The organism is Bradyrhizobium sp. WBAH42 (genome assembly GCF_024585265.1).
In the GTDB taxonomy this organism is placed as follows: Bacteria; Pseudomonadota; Alphaproteobacteria; order Rhizobiales; family Xanthobacteraceae; genus Bradyrhizobium.
In genome coordinates this window covers 6,434,047-6,453,068 of sequence record NZ_CP036533.1, presented here as the reverse complement: position 1 = coordinate 6,453,068, position 19,022 = coordinate 6,434,047, and the positions used below count along the sequence as shown (strand labels likewise).

The following is a 19,022-nucleotide window of genomic DNA, read 5'->3' as shown; positions in this document are numbered from 1 at the left end:
GCGTAATCCACCAATAGGCGCGAGCAACAATTGACGTTCTTTGTTGTCGTGCGTCTGTAGTGGTGGATTACGCTTTCGCTAATCCACCCTACAATATCGAGGCCCTACTCCGGCTGGCCGATGCTCACCTTCAGCGTGCCGACGCCGTCGACACCGCATTCGAGCTTGTCGCCGGGCTGCAGCTGCGACACGCCGGCGGGCGTGCCGGTCATGATGATGTCGCCGGCGGCGAGCTTCACCTGCTGGGAGAGCTGCCAGATGATCTCGGGCACGTTCCAGATCAGCTCGGTGAGGTCGCCCTTCTGCGCTTCTTTGCCGTTGACCGTCAGCCAGATCTTGCCCTTGGCGGGATGGCCGATCTTCGAGGCCGGCTGCAGCGCGGAGCAGGGCGCCGAATGGTCGAACGACTTGCCGATCTCCCACGGGCGCTCCTTCTTGCGCGAGGCGATCTGGAGGTCGCGGCGAGTGAGGTCGATGCCGACGGCGTAGCCGTAGACGTGGTCCAGCGCCTTGTCGGCGGCAATGTTCAGCCCACCGCTCTTCATCGCGACGATGAGCTCGACCTCGTGATGCAGATCCTTGGTCAGCGGCGGATAGGGAATGGTGGCGCCGTCGGGCACCAGCATGTCGGCGTGCTTGGCGAAGAAGAACGGCGGGGCGCGCTCGTCATTGCCCATCTCGCGGATGTGCTCGAGATAGTTGCGGCCGACGCACCAGATGCGGCGAACCGGATAACGGCCGCTTTCGCCGACGACGGGAAGCGAAGCCTGGGGCGGAAGCGGGATGACGTAGGAGGCGGCGTTCATAGGTGCGGTCTCGCTGGTCTTGAGGTGGAACGAACTCTATGCGGTTGCGCTGATCGGCGCCAGAGCGCCGGCGTCGTGATGTTGCAGGCGGAAGAACGAGGCGTAACGGCCGCCGCGGCGGAGCAGCTCATCATGCCGGCCCTGCTCGACGATCTCGCCGCCTTCGACGACCAGAATGCTGTCCGCGTGCATGATGGTGTGCAGGCGGTGCGCGATCACGATGGTGGTGCGGTTCTGGCACAGATGCTCGATCGCCTCCTGTACCTGCCGCTCGGATTCGGAATCGAGCGCGGCGGTGGCTTCGTCCAAGAGGATGATCGGCGCGTTCTTGAGCAGCGCGCGCGCGACCGCAATGCGCTGGCGCTGTCCGCCCGAGAGCTGGGTGCCGTGCTCGCCGACCGGCGTGTCGTAGCCGAGCGGGAAGCCCATGATGAAGTCATGCGCGCAGGCCGCCTTCGCCGCCTCGACGATCTCGTTCTCGCTGGCGCCCGGCTTGCCGAAGGCGATGTTGTTGCGGATCGTGTCGCGGAACAGATAGACGTCCTGGCCGACATAGGCGGTCTGGGCGCGCAGCGATTTGCGTGAGACCGACGAGATCGACTGGCCGTCGATCACGATGTCGCCTTGCGTCACCTCGTAGAAGCGCAGGAGCAGCCCCAGCACGGTCGACTTGCCGCCGCCGGAAGGGCCGACCAGCGCAGTCACCTTGCCGGGCTCGGCGACGAAGCTCATGCGGTTGAGCACGGTCTCGCCCGAGCGATAGGAGAAGCTGACGTCGCGCAGCTCGATGCGGGCATCTGTCAGCTTCAGCGCCGGCTTGTCATCGTCGGACTGCTCGCTCGCGGGGCTGTCGACGACCTCGAGCAGCATGCGGGCGCCGACCAACTGGCTGTTGAGATCGATGTTGAGGCGGGCGAGCCGCTTGGCCGGCTCGGTCGCCATCAGGAACGCGGTCATGAACGAGAAGAACGCGCCGGGCGTGGCGTTGAGCGCGACCACGGCGTAGCCGCCATACATCAGGCAGCCGGCGACCGCGAAGCCGCCCAGCATCTCCATCAGCGGGTTGGAGCGGTTGGCGACGCGGGCCATCTTGTTGGCGTTGCGCTCGACGACCGCGATGTTCTCGTCGATGCGCTTCTGCATGGTCTCTTCGAGCGTGAACGCCTTGACGGTGCGGATGCCCTGCAGCGATTCCTGCATGGTCTCCATGATGTCGGCAGTGCCGGTGAACTGGTTGAAGGCGAGGCCCTTGATGCGCTTGACCAGCTTGCGCAGCACCAGCATCGCCGGTGGCACCGCGACGAGGCCGATGAACGACATCAGCGGGTCCTGCCACACCATCACGCCGATCATGGCGAGCAGCATCAAGAGGTCGCGCCCGATGGCGTTGACCAGCATGTTCAGCACGTCCGTGATCGACTTGGCGCCGGCGGTCAGCCGCGCCAGGAACTCGGACGAGTGCCGCTCGGAGAAAAAGCCGACGTTTTCGCGCATCAGCTTGGCGAACAGTTGGCGCTGGTTGGTGGCGAGGATCGCGTTGCTGATCTTGGTCAGGATCACCATGTGGCCGTAGGTCGCCACGCCCTTGATGAACAGCAGGGCGACCGTGATTCCTGAGAACATCGCGATGCCCGGGATGTTCTTGTCGACATAGGCCTGGTTGATGACCTGGCCGAGGACGTAGGTCGCAGCAGCGGTCGCACCGGCGGCGAGGGCCATCAGAGCGAAGGCGACGAGGTAGCGCCGCCAGTAGACGATGCCCTGTTCCGTGATCAGCCGGCGCACGAGGGCCATGGCCGCATAGGGATCGTCGGTGATTTTCTTTGGAAACTGCGCCATCCGGTGTCCATTGACGGCGCAGGACAAAGCCTGCCCGCGCGTCAGGGATCGATGGGCCTCTGTGCCCGCTCAAGCCGGGTTTTTCAAGCCCAATTAAGGGCTTGCGCTTGGGATGATTCTAGGCCGAGGCGGCGTGGCGGAGCTCGCCGTGGCGCTCGCGGAACAGCTTGTCCTCCCAGGCCAGCGCATGGGCTGCGATGGTCTCGAGGTCGTCGTATTGCGGCCGCCAGTCGAGCAGGCTGCGGATGCGGCTGGTGTCGGCGACCATGGTCATGATGTCGCCGGGCCGGCGCGGGGCGTATTGCACGGCGAAGCTGCGGCCTGAAACCCGGCGCACCGCATCGATGGTCTCTAGCACCGAATAGCCGCGGCCATAGCCGCAATTCAGCGTGGTCGAGGCGCCGCCATTGCGCAGATAGGCCAGCGCGGAGCGATGCGCCTGCGACAGGTCCGTGACGTGGATGAAGTCGCGGATGCAACTGCCGTCGGGGGTCGGATAGTCGGTGCCGAACACGTCGATCTTGGCGCGCTGGCCGGTGGCGGCTTCCACCGCGATCTTGAGCAGATGCGTGGCGCCGACGGTGGCAAGGCCAATGCGCGCCTGCGGATCGGCGCCGGCGACGTTGAAATAGCGCAGGGTTACGTATTGCATGCCGTAGGCGGCGGCGACGTCGTGCAGCATGATCTCGGTCATCAGCTTCGATGAGCCGTAGGGCGACAGCGGCCGCGTCGGCGCGTGCTCGGACACGGGCACCTGGTCCGGATTGCCGTAGACGGCAGCGGTCGAGGAGAAGATGAAGCGGCCGATGCCGCGCTTGACCGCGACGTTGAGCAGGTTGCGCGCGGTCGTGAAGTTGTTGCGGTAATAGCCGAGCGGATCGCGCATCGAATCCGGCACGACCACGGAGCCGGCGAAATGGATGATGCTCTCGATGTCGTGCTGGGCGATCACGCCTTCGAGCAGGTTCTCGTCGCCGGCATCGCCGATGAACAGCGGCACGCCTTCTGGCAGATAGGCCGAGAAGCCAGTGGAGAGATCGTCGATCACGACGACGTCCTCGCCGGCCTCCGCCAGCGCCAGGACCGTGTGACTTCCGATATAGCCGGCGCCGCCGGTGACTAGCACAGTCATGATCTCACCCGTCTTCGATCAACGCGCCAAGCTAGCGCTTGCGTGGTGAAGAGGGGGTATCGGCGCGCCTGAACTGGTCACTATGCTTAATGTTGCGTATAGGGACTTTGCGAAACGGAGCATGACGTGGCGAATTCCCAGGGCGATCTCGAAGTGATCGTGCCAAATCTACACAGGCGCTATTCCGGCGTCACCGCGACCAACCGGATGGTGGCGCCGCGGCTGGCAAAGCTGTACCGCGCCGCCTGGTTCGGCTCCGACGCGCCGGAAGGGATCGCGCGCCTGAGCATTGGAGATTTCCTCCAGCTCTGGCGCCGCAAGGCACCGCTGATCTGGCACGCACGCCGCAACAACGAGATGATCGCCGGCGTTGGCTTGCGCGCGCTCGGCTGGCCGCTCAAGCTCGTGTTCACCTCGGCAGCGCAGCGGCATCACAGCTGGATCACGCGCTGGCTGATCCGGCGCATGGACGCGATCATCGCAACATCGGATCTCTCGGCCTCGTTCCTGAAGGTGAAGGCGACGGTGATTCCGCACGGCGTCGACACCGATGTCTATGCGCCGCCGGCCGATCGCACCGCCGCCTTTGCCGAAGCCGCGCTGCCGGGCCGCTACGCCATCGGCTGCTTCGGCCGCGTGCGCGCGCAGAAGGGCACCGATTTGTTCGTCGATGCGATGTGCCGCCTGCTGCCGCGCTATCCCGATTTCATCGCTGTCATCGTCGGCCAGGTCACGGCCGAGCAGACGCCCTTCGCCAACGACCTGAAGAAGCGCATCGAGGCAGCCGGCCTGCAATCGCGCATCGTCATCACCGGCGAGCTGCCGATCGAAGCGGTGCAGCGCTGGTACCAGCGGCTGACGATCTACGCCTTCACCTCACGCAACGAAGGCTTTGGGCTGACGCTGATCGAGGCGATGGCGGCGGGCAGCGCGTTGGTCGCCGCACGCGCCGGCGCGGCCGAGCTTGTGGTAGAGGACGGCGTCAGCGGCGTGCTGATCCCGACTGGTGATGCCGACGCGCTTGCTGCGGCGCTCGAGCCGCTGATGCGCGATGTGGCCGCGGCGACCGCGATGGGCGAGCGTGGGCGGGCGCGGGTGCTCGAACTCTTCAGCCTCGATGCCGAGGCGGCGCGCATCGGCGAGATCTATCGGCCGCTGCTCTGAGCACAGCTCCTGATGCTGCGACACAAAAACTGCGAAAACAACCCCATGCACAGTAGGCGGGGTCAGCAAAATCAATGGCTTGGCGAGAGGGCTCAATCTATTGCGGATTTTTCGAATCGCATTTTGACTCGTCGGGCAAAACAGTGGCAGGATGTCATCATTGCCGCGAGCCCTGATCGGCTCAGCTGGTCACCCTTGCCCCCACCTCCTTCAGCACCCGCTGCGCAATTCCCACCACCTCGCTAGCTGCAATATTCCGCATGCAGCGGTGGTCGTTCACCTTGCAGACCGTGCTCTGGCAGGGCTGGCAGGACAGCGCTTCCTTGTCCTGCACCAGTGTCGCGGCGAGGCCGTTCAGAGGGGCCCAGAGGTAGGGGCTGGTGGGACCGAAGATGCCCATGGTCGGCGTGCCGAGGGCGGCTGCGATGTGCATCAGGCCGGAATCGTTGGAGATCGCAACGCCGGCGGCGGCCATGGCGAGGACGCCGTTGCGCAGATCGGTCCCGGTGAGATCGCGCACCCCCGGGCCGCGAGCGGTCCCAGGGCCGCCAGCAGTCCCCGGGCCGCCGGCGGCGACGATCTCCTGGGCAAGCCCCTTTTCGGCGGGGCCGCCGACCACCCAGACCTCGAGGCCGCGCTCGACCAGCAGGCGGGCAGCTTCGGGATAATAGGTCCAGCGCTTTGAAACGCCGACCGAGCCTGGGGCAAGCGCCACCGCGGCGCCGGCGCCAAGGCCATTGGCTTCGCGCCAGCGGGCGATGTCCTCGGCCGGAACGCGCAGTTGCGGCACCGGCCATTCCGCCGGCAGGGGCGCGCCGTCGGGCTGGGCGAGGGCGGCGTTCTTGTCGATGAAGCGAGGCAGCTTCTTCTCGCCCCAGCGCCAGCGGTTCAGCAGGCCGAACCGGAACTCGCCGACGAAACCGACCCGTTCGGGAATACCGGCCAGCGCCGGCGCGATCGCCGCCTTCCAGGTCCGGGGCAGCACCAGGGCGGTGCCGTAGTTCCGTTCCCGAAGCAGCTTGGCCAGGCCGAACTGGCGCGCGACGGCGAGCCGGCTGCGGGGCATGTCCCAGACCACGCCGGCGCGTACCCCGGGCATGTAATCGACCAGCGGGGCGCACAGGGACGTGGTGAGCAGATCGACCGGCCGGTTCGGCCAGCGCTCCTTCAGGACCCGCACGACGGTGTGATTCCGCACGAAATCGCCGATCCACATGTAGGGAACGATCAGGATCGGGCGCGTGTCGCTCCGGTCTGCATCACCACCAAGTTGCGAATCAGTGTTCATTGGTTATTAGGACCGAAGACGTGCCGATATGGCGGCTCGGTTAGCCGCTCCGGGCCGGGAGGTAAAGCCGGCAGAAGAGCAATCCCAAAACCGCTTACACTTTGGCGGATCATGCGCTACGGCAGGATCGGGCACTTAAATCGGGCAGGTAGGTGGAATGTTGCTGGTGACCGGCGGGGCCGGTTTTATCGGATCGAATGTCGTGGCCGCGCTGAACGAGGCCGGCCGCAGCGACGTCGTGGTCTGCGATTTCCTCGGAACCGAAGGCAAATGGCGCAACCTCGCCAAGCGGCAGATTGTGGATATCGTTCCCCCCGCCGAGCTGATGGACTGGCTGAAGGGCCGCAAGCTCGAGGCCGTGATCCATCTCGGGGCGATTTCCGCAACCACAGCGACCGACGGCGACCTCGTCATCGAGACCAATTTCCGCCTGTCGATGCGCCTTCTGGACTGGTGCACGATGAATGCGGTGCCGTTCATCTACGCGTCCTCGGCGGCGACCTATGGCGACGGCACGGACGGCTTCGACGACGATTCCTCGCTGCCGGCGCTGAAGAAATTGCGGCCGATGAATCTCTACGGCTGGAGCAAGCACCTGTTCGATCTCGCAATTGCCGAACGAGCGGCGCGCTGCGACCGGCTCCCGCCGCAATGGGCCGGCCTGAAATTCTTCAACGTGTTCGGCCCGAACGAATATCACAAGGGCTCGATGATGAGCGTGCTGGCGCGACGCTTCGACGACGTGAGGGCTGGTCGGGTCGTGCAGCTGTTCAAGTCGCATCGCGAGGGCATCGAGCACGGCGATCAGCGTCGCGATTTCATCTATGTTGACGACGTCGTGCGCGTCGTCCTGTGGCTGCTGGCGACGCCGTCGGTGTCCGGTCTGTTCAACGTCGGCACCGGCAAAGCGCGCAGCTTCAAGGACCTCATGCTGGCTGCCTATGCCGCGCTCGGCGCCAGGCCCAACATCGAATACATCGACATGCCCGAGCAGATCCGCGATAGCTACCAGTATTTCACCCAGAGCGAGGTCGATCGTCTGCTCCGCGCCGGCTATAACGGCGGCTTCACGACGCTCGAGGACGCGGTGAAGGCCTATGTCGGGGATTATCTCGACCGGCCCGACCGCTTTCGCTGAGGCCCTGTAGACCATGCCGACGCCCATTCTCGATTTCGATGCCCTCGCGCAAGCCATCTCAGGCCGCACGGTGCTGTGCATCGGCGACATCATGCTGGACGAGTTCGTCTACGGCGAGGTGTCGCGGATCTCGCCGGAGGCGCCGGCGCCCGTCATCGCCGCCCAGCGCAGCGAGATCCACGTCGGCGGCGCCGGCAACGTCGCGCGCAACGTCGCTTCGCTCGGCGCGCGCTGCATCTTCGTCGGCCTCATCGGCGAGGACGATGCCGGTGCGCGGCTCGCGGCCGCGCTCGATGATCAAGCCGGCATCGAAAGCGTGCTGGTGCGCGACGCCTCGCGGCCGACCACGCGAAAAGTCCGTTTCGTCTCCGAGCATTTTTCCACGCACATGCTGCGCGCGGATTGGGAGCAGGCGCTGGCTGCGTCCGACGACGTCGAAACCAAATTGATCGACGCGATCCTGCCGCAGATCGCGCGCGCCGACATCGTGCTGCTGTCCGACTACGCCAAGGGCGTGCTGACGGCGCGCGTGATCCGCCACACCATCGATGCCGCCCGCAAGCTCGGCAAGCCCGTGATCGTCGATCCCAAGAGCCTGAACTGGGCGATCTATCGCGGCGCCACGCTGCTCACGCCGAACCGCAAGGAATTTTCGGAAGCGACCCGCAGCCGCGCCGAAACGGTGCAGACCATCGTCGAGGCCAGCGAGGACGTGATGCGGCTCGCCGATTGCGAGGCGATCCTGGTGACGCAGGGCGAGCGCGGCATGACGCTGGTGCCGCGGAATGGCGGGGCGGTTCACGTGCCGGCCGTCCCGGTGAAGGTGCGCGACGTCTCCGGCGCCGGCGACACCGTCGCCGCAGCGCTTGCGGTCTCGCTCGCGGCCGGCGCGGACTGGGACACGGCGCTGCGCATGGCCAATGCCGCCGCCGCCGTCGCCGTCGGCAAGCAGGGCACCGCCAGCGTCAGCGCGGCCGAGCTGCGACGCAAGATCCTGCCGCATGCGACGCTCGCGGCCGAGGAGAAGATCGTGCTCGATCCGGCCGCGCTCGACGCGCAGCTCGCCGAATGGAAAAGGCAGGGCCTTCGCGTCGGCTTCACCAATGGCTGTTTCGACATCCTCCATCCCGGTCACGTCAAGGTGCTGACCGCCGCGCGCGCCGCCTGCGACCGCCTGATCGTCGGACTCAACAGCGACGCCTCGGTGCGGCGGCTGAAGGGGGCCGATCGTCCGGTCCAGGACGAGCGCGCGCGTGCCGAGGTGCTCGCAGCGCTTGAGGCCGTCGATCTCGTCGTCATCTTCGCGGAAGACACGCCGATCGACCTCATCACCAGGATCAAGCCCGGCGTGCTGGTGAAGGGCGGTGACTACACCCGCGAGCAGGTCGTCGGCCACGAGGTGGTCGAGGCCGCGGGCGGGGTGGTCGTGCTGGTCGACATCCTCCAAGGCTTCAGCACGACGGCGCTGGTGCATCGCGCCCGGGGAGGGAGCAATTGACGGCGCTCGCACGGGAATCGACCAGCGAAATGTTGCATCGTCGTCTTCGCAGCCCCGCTGCCTGGCGCGAGACCGTCGATCTGTTTGCGATCCTGACCGCGGCCTCGCTGCCCTGGTCGACGTCGCTTGCCGGCATCTTCAACGCGCTGATGCTGCTCTGCATGGTGCCGTTTCTCGACGTTCTCGCGTTCCTGCAATCGCTGAAGCGCCCGATCTGCATCGCGCCGATCGCACTCTTCGCTCTCGCGCTGCTGGGGACGCTGTGGTCGGACGCAGCCTGGGGCGTCCGCCTCCACGCGGTCAGTCCGACCGTCAAGCTGCTCGTGCTGCCGGTCCTGCTCTACCATTTCGAGCGTTCGCCGCGGGGCAAGTGGGTGTTCGTCGCCTTCCTGGTATCCTGTGCGCTGTTGTCGGTGATGTCCTGGCTGGTCGCCTTCTATCCGAACCTCACGCTCAAGACCGACCCCTTGGAGCGCGGTATTTTCGTCAAGAACTACATCGACCAGAGCCAGGAATTCGCGCTCTGCGCCGTCGCGCTTGCCTATCCGATCGTGATGCTGTTGCGCGAGAAGCGCTATTGGCTCGCCGGGCTGCTGACGGCGCTGGCGCTAAGCTTCTTCATCAATATGACGTTTGTGGTGGTGTCACGCACCGCGCTCGTCACCGTTCCGATCATGTTCGGGGTGTTTGCACTGCTTCATCTCAAATGGCGCAGTATCGCGCTCATTTCTGTCGCCTTGCTGGTCGCCGCAATTCTCGCCTGGCAGGCCTCGCCGTATTTGCGCCATACCGCCGAGCGGTTTTCCGACGACTACACCCGCTACATCGAGAGAGGCGAGCCGACCTCGCTCGGGCTGCGGCTCGAATTCTGGCGGAAGTCGCTCGGCTTCTTCGCGGAGGCGCCGATCATAGGGCACGGCACCGGCTCCACGCGCGGATTGTTCGAGCGCGTCGCGACGCCCGCCGGTCAGTACCAGGCGTCCGCCGAAGTGATCGGCAACCCCCACAACCAGACGCTGAACGTCGCCGTGCAATGGGGCGTGATCGGCGTCGCAGTCCTCTACGCGATCTGGATCCTGCATCTCCTGTTGTTCCGGGGCGACGGGCTTGCCACCTGGATCGGGCTCCTGGTCGTGGTGCAGAACGTCTTCACCTCGCTGTTCAACTCGCATTTGTTCGACTTCCACGAGGGCTGGATGTACGTCATCGGCGTCGGCGTGGCCGGCGGCATGGTGATCCGGGCACAACAGGCCGAGGCGAAGATGGGCGAAGGCGGTCCGTGAGCGGCCGCGCGGCTGGCAAGTCTTGTCCAGATGGGCTATCAGCGCGGTCAGGTTGTATCTAACTGGGTCTTCATCGGTCGGCGGATGACGCGTTTTTCGCATCTCACCTTGCGCAATTTTCTGATCGCGCTCCACGACCTGCTCGCGACCGCGGCGGCGCTTTTTGCCGCGTTCTATCTTCGATTCGAGGGCGGCGACGGCTTCTTCGACCGCCTGCCGCTGCTGTTCCAGATCCTGCCCTACTTCCTCGCCTTCAGCGTGGTGGTGTTTTTCATCTTCAACCTGACCACGACGAAATGGCGCTTCATTTCGCTGCCTGACGCGCTGAACATCATCCGCGTCGCGACGGTGCTGACGGTCGCCCTGCTCGTGCTCGACTACATCTTCGTCGCCCCCAATGTCCGCGGCGCCTTTTTCCTCGGCAAGGTGACGATCGTCCTCTACTGGTTCCTGGAGATATCCTTCCTCAGCGCGCTGCGCATGGCCTACCGCTACTTCCGCTATACGCGCGTGCGCCGCCATGCGAGGACCGATGATGCTGCGCCGACCCTGCTGATCGGCCGCGCCGCGGATGCCGAGGTGCTGCTGCGCGGAATCGAGAGCGGGGCGATCAAGCGGATCTGGCCGGTCGGCGTGCTGTCGCCGTCGAGCTCCGACCGCGGCCAGTTCATCCGCACCGTGCCGGTGCTGGGCGGTATCGACGACGTCGAGGACGTCATCGCCGATTTCGCCAAGCGCAACAAGCCGATCGCGCGCCTCGTCATGACGCCGTCGGCGTTCGAGCCGGAAGCTCGTCCGGAATCGATCCTGATGCGGGCGCGCAAGCTGGGCGTCATCGTCAACCGGATGCCCTCGCTGGAGAGCGGCGACACGCCGCGGCTCACGGCGGTCGCGGTCGAGGACCTCCTGCTGCGGCCGAGCGAGAAGATCGACTATGCACGCCTCGAGGCCCTGATCAGGGGCAAGGCCGTGCTCGTCACCGGTGGCGGCGGCTCGATCGGCTCGGAGATCTGCGAGCGCGTCGTGGCCTTCGGCGCCGCGCGGCTCCTGATCGTGGAGAACTCGGAGCCGGCGCTCTACGCGATCACCGAAGCGCTCGCCGCCCGCGGGACGGCGGCCGCGATCGAAGCCCGGATTGCCGACATTCGCGATCGCGAGCGCATCATGCGCTTGATGGCGGAGTTCAAGCCGGACATCGTATTCCACGCCGCGGCGCTCAAGCACGTTCCGATCCTCGAGCGCGACTGGAGCGAAGGCGTCAAGACCAACATCTTCGGCTCGATCAACGTTGCCGATGCCGCGGTGGCGGCCGGCGCCGAGGCGATGGTGATGATCTCGACCGACAAGGCGATCGAGCCGGTGTCGATGCTCGGCCTGACCAAGCGCTTCGCGGAGATGTACTGCCAGGCGCTGGATCACGACCTCGCCGCCGGTGCGCGCGGGGGCAGGCCGCCGATGCGGCTGATCTCGGTGCGGTTCGGCAACGTGCTGGCCTCGAACGGCTCGGTGGTGCCGAAGTTCAAGGCCCAGATCGAGGCCGGCGGCCCGGTGACCGTCACGCATCCCGAGATGGTGCGCTACTTCATGACCATCCGCGAGGCCTGCGATCTCGTGATCACCGCGGCCACGCATGCGCTCGGAACGCAGCGTGGCGACGTCTCCGTCTACGTGCTCAACATGGGCCAGCCGGTGAAGATCGTCGATCTCGCAGAGCGCATGATCCGCCTGTCGGGACTGCAGCCCGGCTACGACATCGAGATCGTGTTCACCGGCATGCGCCCGGGCGAACGCCTGCACGAGATCCTGTTCGCTTCGGAGGAGCCGACCCGCGAGATCGGCGTCGCCGGAATCATGGCCGCGCAGCCGAACGAACCGCCGATGCAGACGCTGCGCAAATGGATTGCGGCGCTGGAGCAGGCGATCGCGCGCGACGATCGCGCCACCATCAGGACCATTCTCAAGGACGCCGTCCCCGAATTCGGGTCGACCGCGGCCTGACCATGCAGCCGCAAGACAAGATCGCTGGCAAGATCGTCGTCGCGAGCCAGCACTACCCGCCTGACCCGAGCACGACGGCGGCGATCATGGCCGAGATCGCCTGCCGTCTCGCCGCCGAGCACGAGGTCGTCGTGCTCTCGGGCTCGCCGGGCGCATCGCCGGCGGCGCAGACCGGCCCGGGCAAGCCGCGCGTCGTCGTGGTCAGGAACAGGATGGCGGGCAAGGCGGCACTGGTGCGGCGCGCCGCCTCCGAGCTGTTGTTCGCAGCGCGCACGTTCCTCGCGTTGGTGCGGGAGCTGAGGCGAGGGGACGTCGTGCTCACGGTCACCGCGCCTTTCATGCTGCCCTATGCGGTGGCGGCGGCGGCACGGGTGAAGGGCGCGCGCTCGGCGCTGATCATGCACGACCTGTTTCCCGACGTGTTGGTGATGGCCGGCCTGTTGAAGCCCCGCTCCGTCGTGACGCGGACGATGCGCGCCGCCAACGGCCTGATGTTCCGTGCCCTCAACGCCGTCATCACCATCGGCCGCGACGCCGAGCGGCCGCTGCTCAGCTATTCGGGGATGAGGCGGAACAAGATCCGCTTCATCCCGAACTGGGCCACGCTCGTGCCCGCGCCGCGGCCGGTCACGCCGGACAATCCGTTCCGCAAGGCAATTCCGGCGCGCTTCATCGTCGGCCTGTCGGGCAATCTCGGTTTCACCCACGATCCCGAGATCGTGTTCGAAGCGGCGCGGCTTCTGAAGGACGAGGCGGACATTCACTTCCTGCTGTCCGGCTGGGGCATCGGTTTCGAGCGGCTGAAGCAGTTGCAGGCGGCGGCGAACCTCGCCAATGTCTCCTTTGTCGGGCGCGTCGAGGATTCCGAGCTCGAAGCGTTCCTGGCCTCCGCCGATCTCTGGATCATTCCGTACCGGAAGAACGTTGCGGGCGTGTCGGTGCCGAGCCGGTTCTACAATCTGCTGGCGGTCGGCCGTCCCGTGGTGCTGGTGTCCGAGCCGGAGGCCGAGGCCGCGTTGACGGTGGTGGAGAGCAGGCTCGGCTGGGTGGTGCCGCCGGGCCGTGCCGACCTGCTCGCCGAAGCGATCCGCGCCGCGTTCCGTTCCGACGACGGCGCCATCGCGGCGCGGGCGGTGAAGGCAGCATCGCGGTTCGACAGGACCAACGCGATGAACGCCTATGCCGCGCTGATCGACGAATTGTTGCGCAACCCGGACCTGTCGGAGCAACGATGAGCGAACGTAGACCGGTCGTGCTAGTGACGGGAGCGAGCGGCTTCGTCGGCCGTCATCTCGTGCCGGCGCTCGAGGGCGCGGGATGGTCGGTCCGCCGTGCGGTCCGCGCCCCGGCAGGCGTCGACGGCGAGGTCGTGATCGAGACGATCGGTCCCGACACCGACTGGAGGGCGGCGCTCGAAGGCGTCGACGCCGTCATCCATCTTGCCGCGCGCGTGCACCACAAGCACGAGGAGCACGCGGTCCAGCTCTACCGCAACGTCAACATCGCCGGCACGCTGCATTTGGCGCGCTGCGCGGCGGCGGCCGGCGTGCGCCAATTCGTCTTCATCAGCACCGTTCTCGTGCACGGCCGCAGCAATGAAGGCCGCGCGCCGTTCAGCGAAAGCGACGTGCTGACGCCGCGCGGCCTCTACGGCATGTCCAAGGCCGCGGCCGAGGCGGGCCTGAGGACGCTGGCGCGCGACAGCGACATGAAGATCACGGTGATCCGGCCGCCACTGGTCTATGGCGCCGGGGCCAAGGGCAATTTCGCGCTGCTGACACGTGCGGTGAGCCTGGGGCTGCCGCTGCCCTTTGCGGCGATCCGCAACCAGCGCGCCTTCCTTGCCGTGCAGAACCTGTCGTCGTTCATCCTGCGCCGGCTCAGCCATCCTGATCCCACGAGCAATTTCGAGATCTTCCTGGTGGCCGACCGGGAACAGGTCTCGACGCCCGAATTCATCAGGCGCCTGGCCATTGCGTCCGGCAAGAACCCCGTTCTGTTCGGCATGCCGCCGAGACTGCTCGCGACGCTGCTCAGCGTGATGGGCCGGCAGGATACGCATGACAGCCTGATCGGCTCGCTCGAGCTCGACGTCTCCAAGGCGCTCGCGACCGGCTGGCAGCCGCAGGTCTCGCTCGACGAGGGGCTGCGGCAGGCGCTGGCGGCTCAGGACGCCTGAGGGCGGGAGAAGCGCCAGAGCAGGAGGGCGACCGCACCCGCGCCCGCAAGCAAGGCGAGGATCGTGATCGCCGTCGAGCCGGTGCGAACGGTCGCGACGGCGAGCAGGGCCAGCACGAGATTGAGCGCGAATGCCTCGCCGACGACCCGCTTGACCGTGAACCCGTTGTCGGTTGCACGCTGATAAAAGTGAGTGCGGTGCGCCGACCAGAACGGCTCGCGCCGGATGATGCGCCGAAACAGCGTGATGGTGGAATCTGCAAGATAGTAGGCGGGCAGCAGCAGCGCCGCGGCCGGCTCTCCCCGAAACGCGAGCTCCAAAAGGCACCAGCCGAGCAGCAGGCCGATCGGCAGGCTGCCGACATCGCCCAGGAAGACTTTTGCGACCGGACGGTTGAAGGGCGCAAAGCCGAGCATGGCGCCGCATAGCGCGGTGGCGACCAGCACGGCCGGCCATGAGAGATACCCGAGCATTCCCAGCAGCAGCAGCGCGGCGGTGACCGGCACGACCTCCGCCACCGTCATCAGGTCGAGCCCGTCCATGAAGTTGACGAGGTTCACGAACCAGACGCCGGCAAGCACGACGAGGCCGCGCTCCAGCGCAAGCGGCAGCGTCGGCACGATGCGCGCGGTGTCGGGCGCGGTGAACACCACCGCGCCGACGCAGGCGGCCTGCAGCACCAGCCGCACCAGCACGGGCAGCGACACGATGTCGTCGGCGAAGCCGACCAGGGCGATCACGATTGTCGCAGCGACCAGCGCCGGCGGGATCGCGACATTGGCCGAGACCCCCCACAGCGAGGCGACGATCAGCGTCGCGGCGATCACCGCGATGCCCGCGCCCTGCGGGGTCGGGATGCGATGCGAGGACCGCGCATTCGGTCGCGCCAGCGCGTAGCGCTGCAGCAGGGGCCGGCTGGTCCAGGTGACGAGCGCCGAGATCAGCGCGGCGGCGGCAACGGCAAGCAGCAGGGCCGCGCCGGCGAGCGCATCGGCAGCCGCGCTCACTCCCGCACTCCGATCGGGGTCGACCCTTGCGCGGCTTTCTCCGCGCTGAGGATCCAGACCAGACCGCCGACTGCCCCGACGATGAAGAACACGGCGCCGAACAGCAGCGAGACGTTGACGCCCTCGTTGGCGGAAAGCCCCGCAAAGCCGAACGCAAGGCTCATCGTGGCTTCACGCACGCCCCAGCCGGCGATCGAGATCGGCATCATCGTGATCAGCATCACCGGCGGCACGAGCAGAAAGACGTCGCTGAAACGAACCGGAGCCGCAATCGACTGCACGACGCACCACGCGGTGACGACGGCGAGCACGTGAACGAGGACCGACAGGATCGCGATGAGGGGGCCGCGGGTGCGGCTGAAGATCACGCGATTGGCGATCACGGCGCAGGCGTGAATGTGGTGCGTTGCCCACCAGGTCTTCAGCCAGCGCCATTTCAGCGCGCCGAAGATCAGGAAGCCGACGCCGGCGGCCAGCGCCAGGAGGTCGATGAGCAGCAGCGCCGAGCGCCCGTGCGGATCGGTGATGAGGGTGTAGCTCCAGGGCAGGCTCGCGACGATCACGATCGCGAGCGCGATGAGGCCGATGGCGCGGTCGACGAAGATCGAGTAGGTCGCCGCGCGCCAGCCGGCGCCGGCGCGTGCGACCAGCCACAGCCGGACCGCATCGCCGCCGATCGCCGACGGCAGGGTCTGGTTGAAGAACGAGCCGATCACGTTGTAGCGCATGGCGCGGCTGAGTTCGAGCGGCGCGCCGCAGACGGCGCTGATCTCGCGCCAGCGCAGCACGCCGACGAAGATCTGCAGGAACGTGACCGCGATCGCCATACCGATCCAGAACAGGCTGGTCACGGTGAAGCGGGAAAACAGCTCGGACAGGTCGACCTTGCGCAGCGCCAGATAGAGCAGCGCCACGGAGATCAGGATTTTGGCCGTCGACAACAGGATTCGGCGCATCTCGTCCGCATGAACAGGGTTTGCGAGGATTGAGGCAACCCGACGCGAGGCGCCGAATTCGGCCGCTTTGGTATGGTTTTGGCGCCGATCTTGCAAGAGCCGTCGTAAGGACGCGTCGTTCAGGATGCGTCGTTAAGGACGCCATGACGAGACCTCGCGAAGGAGCGGGGAGCCTATTGCGACCCCGCCGAGGTGACGGCTAAACAGGTGCGGGCGAGGGATCCACAGGGAACAGGATGACGGATCAGGCGATTTTGGTCACGGGTGCCGCCGGCTTCATCGGCTTCCACGTCGCCCGGCAACTGCTGGGCGAAGGCCGCGCCGTCGTCGGACTCGACAATCTCAACAGCTATTACGATCCGGCGCTGAAGAAAGCGCGCCTTGCTCTGCTCAGGGACGAGCCCCGTTTCTCGTTCGTCGAGGCCGATCTCGCCGACCGCGAGACCATGGCGGCGCTGTTTGCGCAACATCGTTTTGCCAAAGTCGTGCATCTCGCCGCGCAGGCCGGCGTGCGCTACTCGATCGAGCAGCCGCAGACATACGCCGATTCCAATCTCGTCGGCTTTCTCAACGTGCTGGAGGGCTGCCGCAACAATGGCTGCCGTCATCTGGTCTACGCCTCGTCATCCTCCGTTTACGGCGCCAACACAAAACTGCCATTTGCGGTTGCAGACCGCACCGACCATCCCGTCAGCTTCTACGCCGCGACCAAGAAGGCGAACGAGGTGATGGCGCAGTCCTACAGCCATCTCTATCGCCTGCCGGTCACCGGGCTGCGCTTCTTCACCATCTACGGGCCATGGGGCCGCCCCGACATGGCCATGTTTCTGTTCGCGGGCGCCATCATGGCCGGCAAGCCGATCCGGATCTTCAACCATGGCAAAATGCGCCGCGATTTCACCTATATCGACGATGTGACGCGCGTCGTGTCCAAGCTGATCGATCTCGTGCCCGCGGACGATCCGGCTGCCGCAAATGCGCCGTTTAAGCTCTACAATGTCGGCAATCATCATCCGGAGGAACTGATGCACGTCGTCGGTCTTCTGGAGCGGGAGCTGGGCCGGACGGCGATCAAAGAATTGCTGCCGATGCAGCCGGGAGATGTGCTGGAAACGTTCGCGGATGTCGAGGATCTGATGCGCGACACCGGCTTTGCACCGTCAACGCCGATCGAGCATGGGGTTCATCATTTCGTCACCTGGTATCGGGACTATTTCAAGGTTTGAGATCACGATGGACAAACGCATAATCCCCCTGATCATGTGCGGCGGTGCCGGCACGCGGCTGTGGCCCGCTTCGCGCGAGGTGCGGCCCAAGCAGTTCCTGCCGCTGTTCGGCACGCGCTCGACGTTCCAGGACACGCTGCTGCGCGTGTCCGATCCCTCGCTGTTCGACCGGCCGATCGTCATCACCAACGCGTCCTATCGCTTCATGGTGCTGGAGCAGCTCGCCGAGATCGGCATCGATGCGGACGTGATCCTCGAGCCGATGCGGCGCGATTCCGGGCCTGCGATCGCCGCCGGCGCTGTGTTCGCGCAGAACCGCGTCAATGAGGCGATCGTGCTCGCGCTCGCCGCCGATCACGTTGTGCAGAATAATGCCGCCTTCGTCGCCGCCTGCCGCGAAGGCCTCACCGCGGCAAATGCCGGGCGCATCGTCACCTTCGGCGTCAAGCCGGAGCGGCCGGCGACCGAATACGGCTACATCAATCCGGGTGAGGTGATCTCGGGCGAGGTGCATGCGGTTACACGCTTCGTCGAGAAGCCGGATGCGGTGAAGGCCTCCGACTACGTCAATTCGGGCTATTTCTGGAACAGCGGCAACTTCATGTTCCCGGCGAGCGTGCTGCTCGACGAATATCGCAGGGTCGATGCGGCAAGCGTCGAGGCGATCACCAATGCGGTCAACAATGCCGGCCGCGATCTCGGCTTCGTCACGCTGGAGCCCGAGGCGTTCGGCGCGGCGAAAGCGATCTCGATCGACTATGCGGTGATGGAGAAGACCTCGCGCGCGGCCGTCGTGCCGGTGTCGTGCGGCTGGTCCGACGTCGGCTCCTGGCACGCGGTGTGGGAATTGTCCGAGAAGGACGCGCTGGGCAATGCCGCGCACGGCACCGCCGTGTTCGAGGATTCCCGCAATTGCAACGTCACCACCGATTCCGCGCTGGTCGCGCTCGAAGGCGTCGACGATCTCGTCGTGGTCGCCACCGCGGATGCGGTGCTGGTCTCGCGGCAGAAGGATGCCAACGGGCTGAAGCGCCTGGTGACGAAGCTGAAGGCGGTCGCGCCGAAGGTCACCGAGGAGCACCTCAAGGTGCACCGGCCCTGGGGCAGCTATCAGTCGGTCGACAATGGCGAGCGCCACCAGGTCAAGCGCATCGTGGTGAAGCCGGGCGGGCGGCTGTCGCTGCAGAAGCACCACCATCGTGCCGAGCACTGGATCGTGGTCCGCGGCACGGCCCAGGTCACCGTCAACGAGACCGTGAAGACGGTGCATGAGAACGAGTCGATCTACATCCCGATGGGCGCCGTCCATCGGATGGAGAATCCCGGCAAGATCCAGCTGGAGCTGATCGAGGTCCAGACCGGCTCTTATCTCGGGGAAGACGACATCATCCGGATTGAAGACGACTATCAAAGGTCGTAACCAGCAACTCCGAATCACGCGACCCGGGCCGAGAAGCGGTATCTTTTTCGGCCTAAGGCCCGGGGAACGTGTAACTTTTTGAATCAAA

At 66.0% G+C, this 19,022-nt stretch carries 15 protein-coding genes; 9 read left to right on the top strand and 6 right to left on the bottom strand.

Going from position 1 to position 19,022, the window contains the following annotated elements; all coding sequences use genetic code 11:
* Window positions 1–104: 104 nt before the first annotated feature.
* The 3 genes from DCG74_RS30480 to galE all read right to left on the bottom strand — a co-directional run bounded on the left by DCG74_RS30480 (window position 105) and on the right by galE (window position 3,777).
* A complete protein-coding gene (locus DCG74_RS30480; RefSeq protein WP_172785307.1) occupies window positions 105–806 on the bottom strand; it encodes a fumarylacetoacetate hydrolase family protein in 702 nt (233 codons plus the stop codon).
* 36 nt (window positions 807–842) lie between these two features.
* The gene (locus tag DCG74_RS30475; RefSeq protein WP_172785306.1) at window positions 843–2,645 is read right to left on the bottom strand and encodes an ABC transporter ATP-binding protein; all 1,803 of its coding nucleotides are present in this window, start codon (window positions 2,643–2,645) and stop codon (window positions 843–845) included.
* 118 nt (window positions 2,646–2,763) lie between these two features.
* Entirely contained in the window at window positions 2,764–3,777 is a 1,014-nt protein-coding gene (gene galE / locus DCG74_RS30470) for a UDP-glucose 4-epimerase GalE (protein ID WP_172785305.1), read from the bottom strand.
* Between the two features lie 126 nt (window positions 3,778–3,903).
* Between galE and DCG74_RS30465 the strand changes: the two genes are divergently transcribed.
* Window positions 3,904–4,941, top strand: a complete 1,038-nt coding sequence (locus tag DCG74_RS30465; protein WP_172785304.1) for a glycosyltransferase family 4 protein — start codon at window positions 3,904–3,906, stop codon at window positions 4,939–4,941.
* A gap of 181 nt (window positions 4,942–5,122) precedes the next feature.
* Here the strand turns inward: DCG74_RS30465 and waaF are convergent, their stop codons facing one another.
* Entirely contained in the window at window positions 5,123–6,229 is a 1,107-nt protein-coding gene (waaF, locus tag DCG74_RS30460) for a lipopolysaccharide heptosyltransferase II (protein WP_172785303.1), read from the bottom strand.
* A gap of 157 nt (window positions 6,230–6,386) precedes the next feature.
* Here waaF and rfaD point away from each other — a divergent pair, with 157 nt between their 5' ends.
* From rfaD to DCG74_RS30430, 6 genes are all read left to right on the top strand, one after another.
* Complete coding sequence (rfaD, locus tag DCG74_RS30455) at window positions 6,387–7,367, top strand: ADP-glyceromanno-heptose 6-epimerase (RefSeq protein ID WP_172785302.1); 981 nt, start codon at window positions 6,387–6,389, stop codon at window positions 7,365–7,367.
* A 13-nt stretch (window positions 7,368–7,380) separates the two neighbouring features.
* Window positions 7,381–8,865 carry a D-glycero-beta-D-manno-heptose-7-phosphate kinase gene (rfaE1, locus tag DCG74_RS30450; protein ID WP_172785301.1) on the top strand — a complete coding sequence of 495 codons (1,485 nt, stop codon included), beginning with the start codon at window positions 7,381–7,383 and terminating at the stop codon, window positions 8,863–8,865.
* Window positions 8,862–10,148: an O-antigen ligase gene (locus DCG74_RS30445; protein WP_172785300.1), complete on the top strand. Its 1,287-nt coding sequence runs from the start codon at window positions 8,862–8,864 to the stop codon at window positions 10,146–10,148. The genes rfaE1 and DCG74_RS30445 overlap by 4 nt, the downstream gene beginning before the upstream one ends.
* 84 nt (window positions 10,149–10,232) lie before the next feature.
* Window positions 10,233–12,146, top strand: a complete 1,914-nt coding sequence (locus DCG74_RS30440; RefSeq protein WP_172785299.1) for an SDR family NAD(P)-dependent oxidoreductase — start codon at window positions 10,233–10,235, stop codon at window positions 12,144–12,146.
* Window positions 12,147–12,148: 2 nt separating this feature from the next.
* Window positions 12,149–13,381, top strand: a complete 1,233-nt coding sequence (locus DCG74_RS30435; protein WP_172785298.1) for a glycosyltransferase family 4 protein — start codon at window positions 12,149–12,151, stop codon at window positions 13,379–13,381.
* Window positions 13,378–14,325, top strand: a complete 948-nt coding sequence (locus DCG74_RS30430; protein ID WP_172785297.1) for an NAD-dependent epimerase/dehydratase family protein — start codon at window positions 13,378–13,380, stop codon at window positions 14,323–14,325. The genes DCG74_RS30435 and DCG74_RS30430 overlap by 4 nt, the downstream gene beginning before the upstream one ends.
* Here DCG74_RS30430 and DCG74_RS30425 read toward each other — a convergent pair.
* Window positions 14,313–15,332 carry a glycosyltransferase family 4 protein gene (locus DCG74_RS30425; protein ID WP_172785296.1) on the bottom strand — a complete coding sequence of 340 codons (1,020 nt, stop codon included), beginning with the start codon at window positions 15,330–15,332 and terminating at the stop codon, window positions 14,313–14,315. The two genes, DCG74_RS30430 and DCG74_RS30425, sit on opposite strands and share 13 nt — an antisense overlap.
* Window positions 15,329–16,288: a lysylphosphatidylglycerol synthase transmembrane domain-containing protein gene (locus DCG74_RS30420; protein ID WP_172785295.1), complete on the bottom strand. Its 960-nt coding sequence runs from the start codon at window positions 16,286–16,288 to the stop codon at window positions 15,329–15,331. Before DCG74_RS30420 ends, DCG74_RS30425 begins: the two co-directional genes overlap by 4 nt.
* Before the next feature lie 236 nt (window positions 16,289–16,524).
* Here DCG74_RS30420 and DCG74_RS30415 point away from each other — a divergent pair, with 236 nt between their 5' ends.
* Together DCG74_RS30415 and DCG74_RS30410 are read left to right on the top strand one after the other, a co-directional pair.
* Complete coding sequence (locus DCG74_RS30415; protein WP_172785294.1) at window positions 16,525–17,514, top strand: SDR family NAD(P)-dependent oxidoreductase; 990 nt, start codon at window positions 16,525–16,527, stop codon at window positions 17,512–17,514.
* Between the two features lie 7 nt (window positions 17,515–17,521).
* Window positions 17,522–18,934 (top strand): mannose-1-phosphate guanylyltransferase/mannose-6-phosphate isomerase, encoded by a 1,413-nt coding sequence (locus DCG74_RS30410; protein WP_172785293.1) that lies wholly within the window; start codon window positions 17,522–17,524, stop codon window positions 18,932–18,934.
* Window positions 18,935–19,022 lie beyond the last annotated feature (88 nt).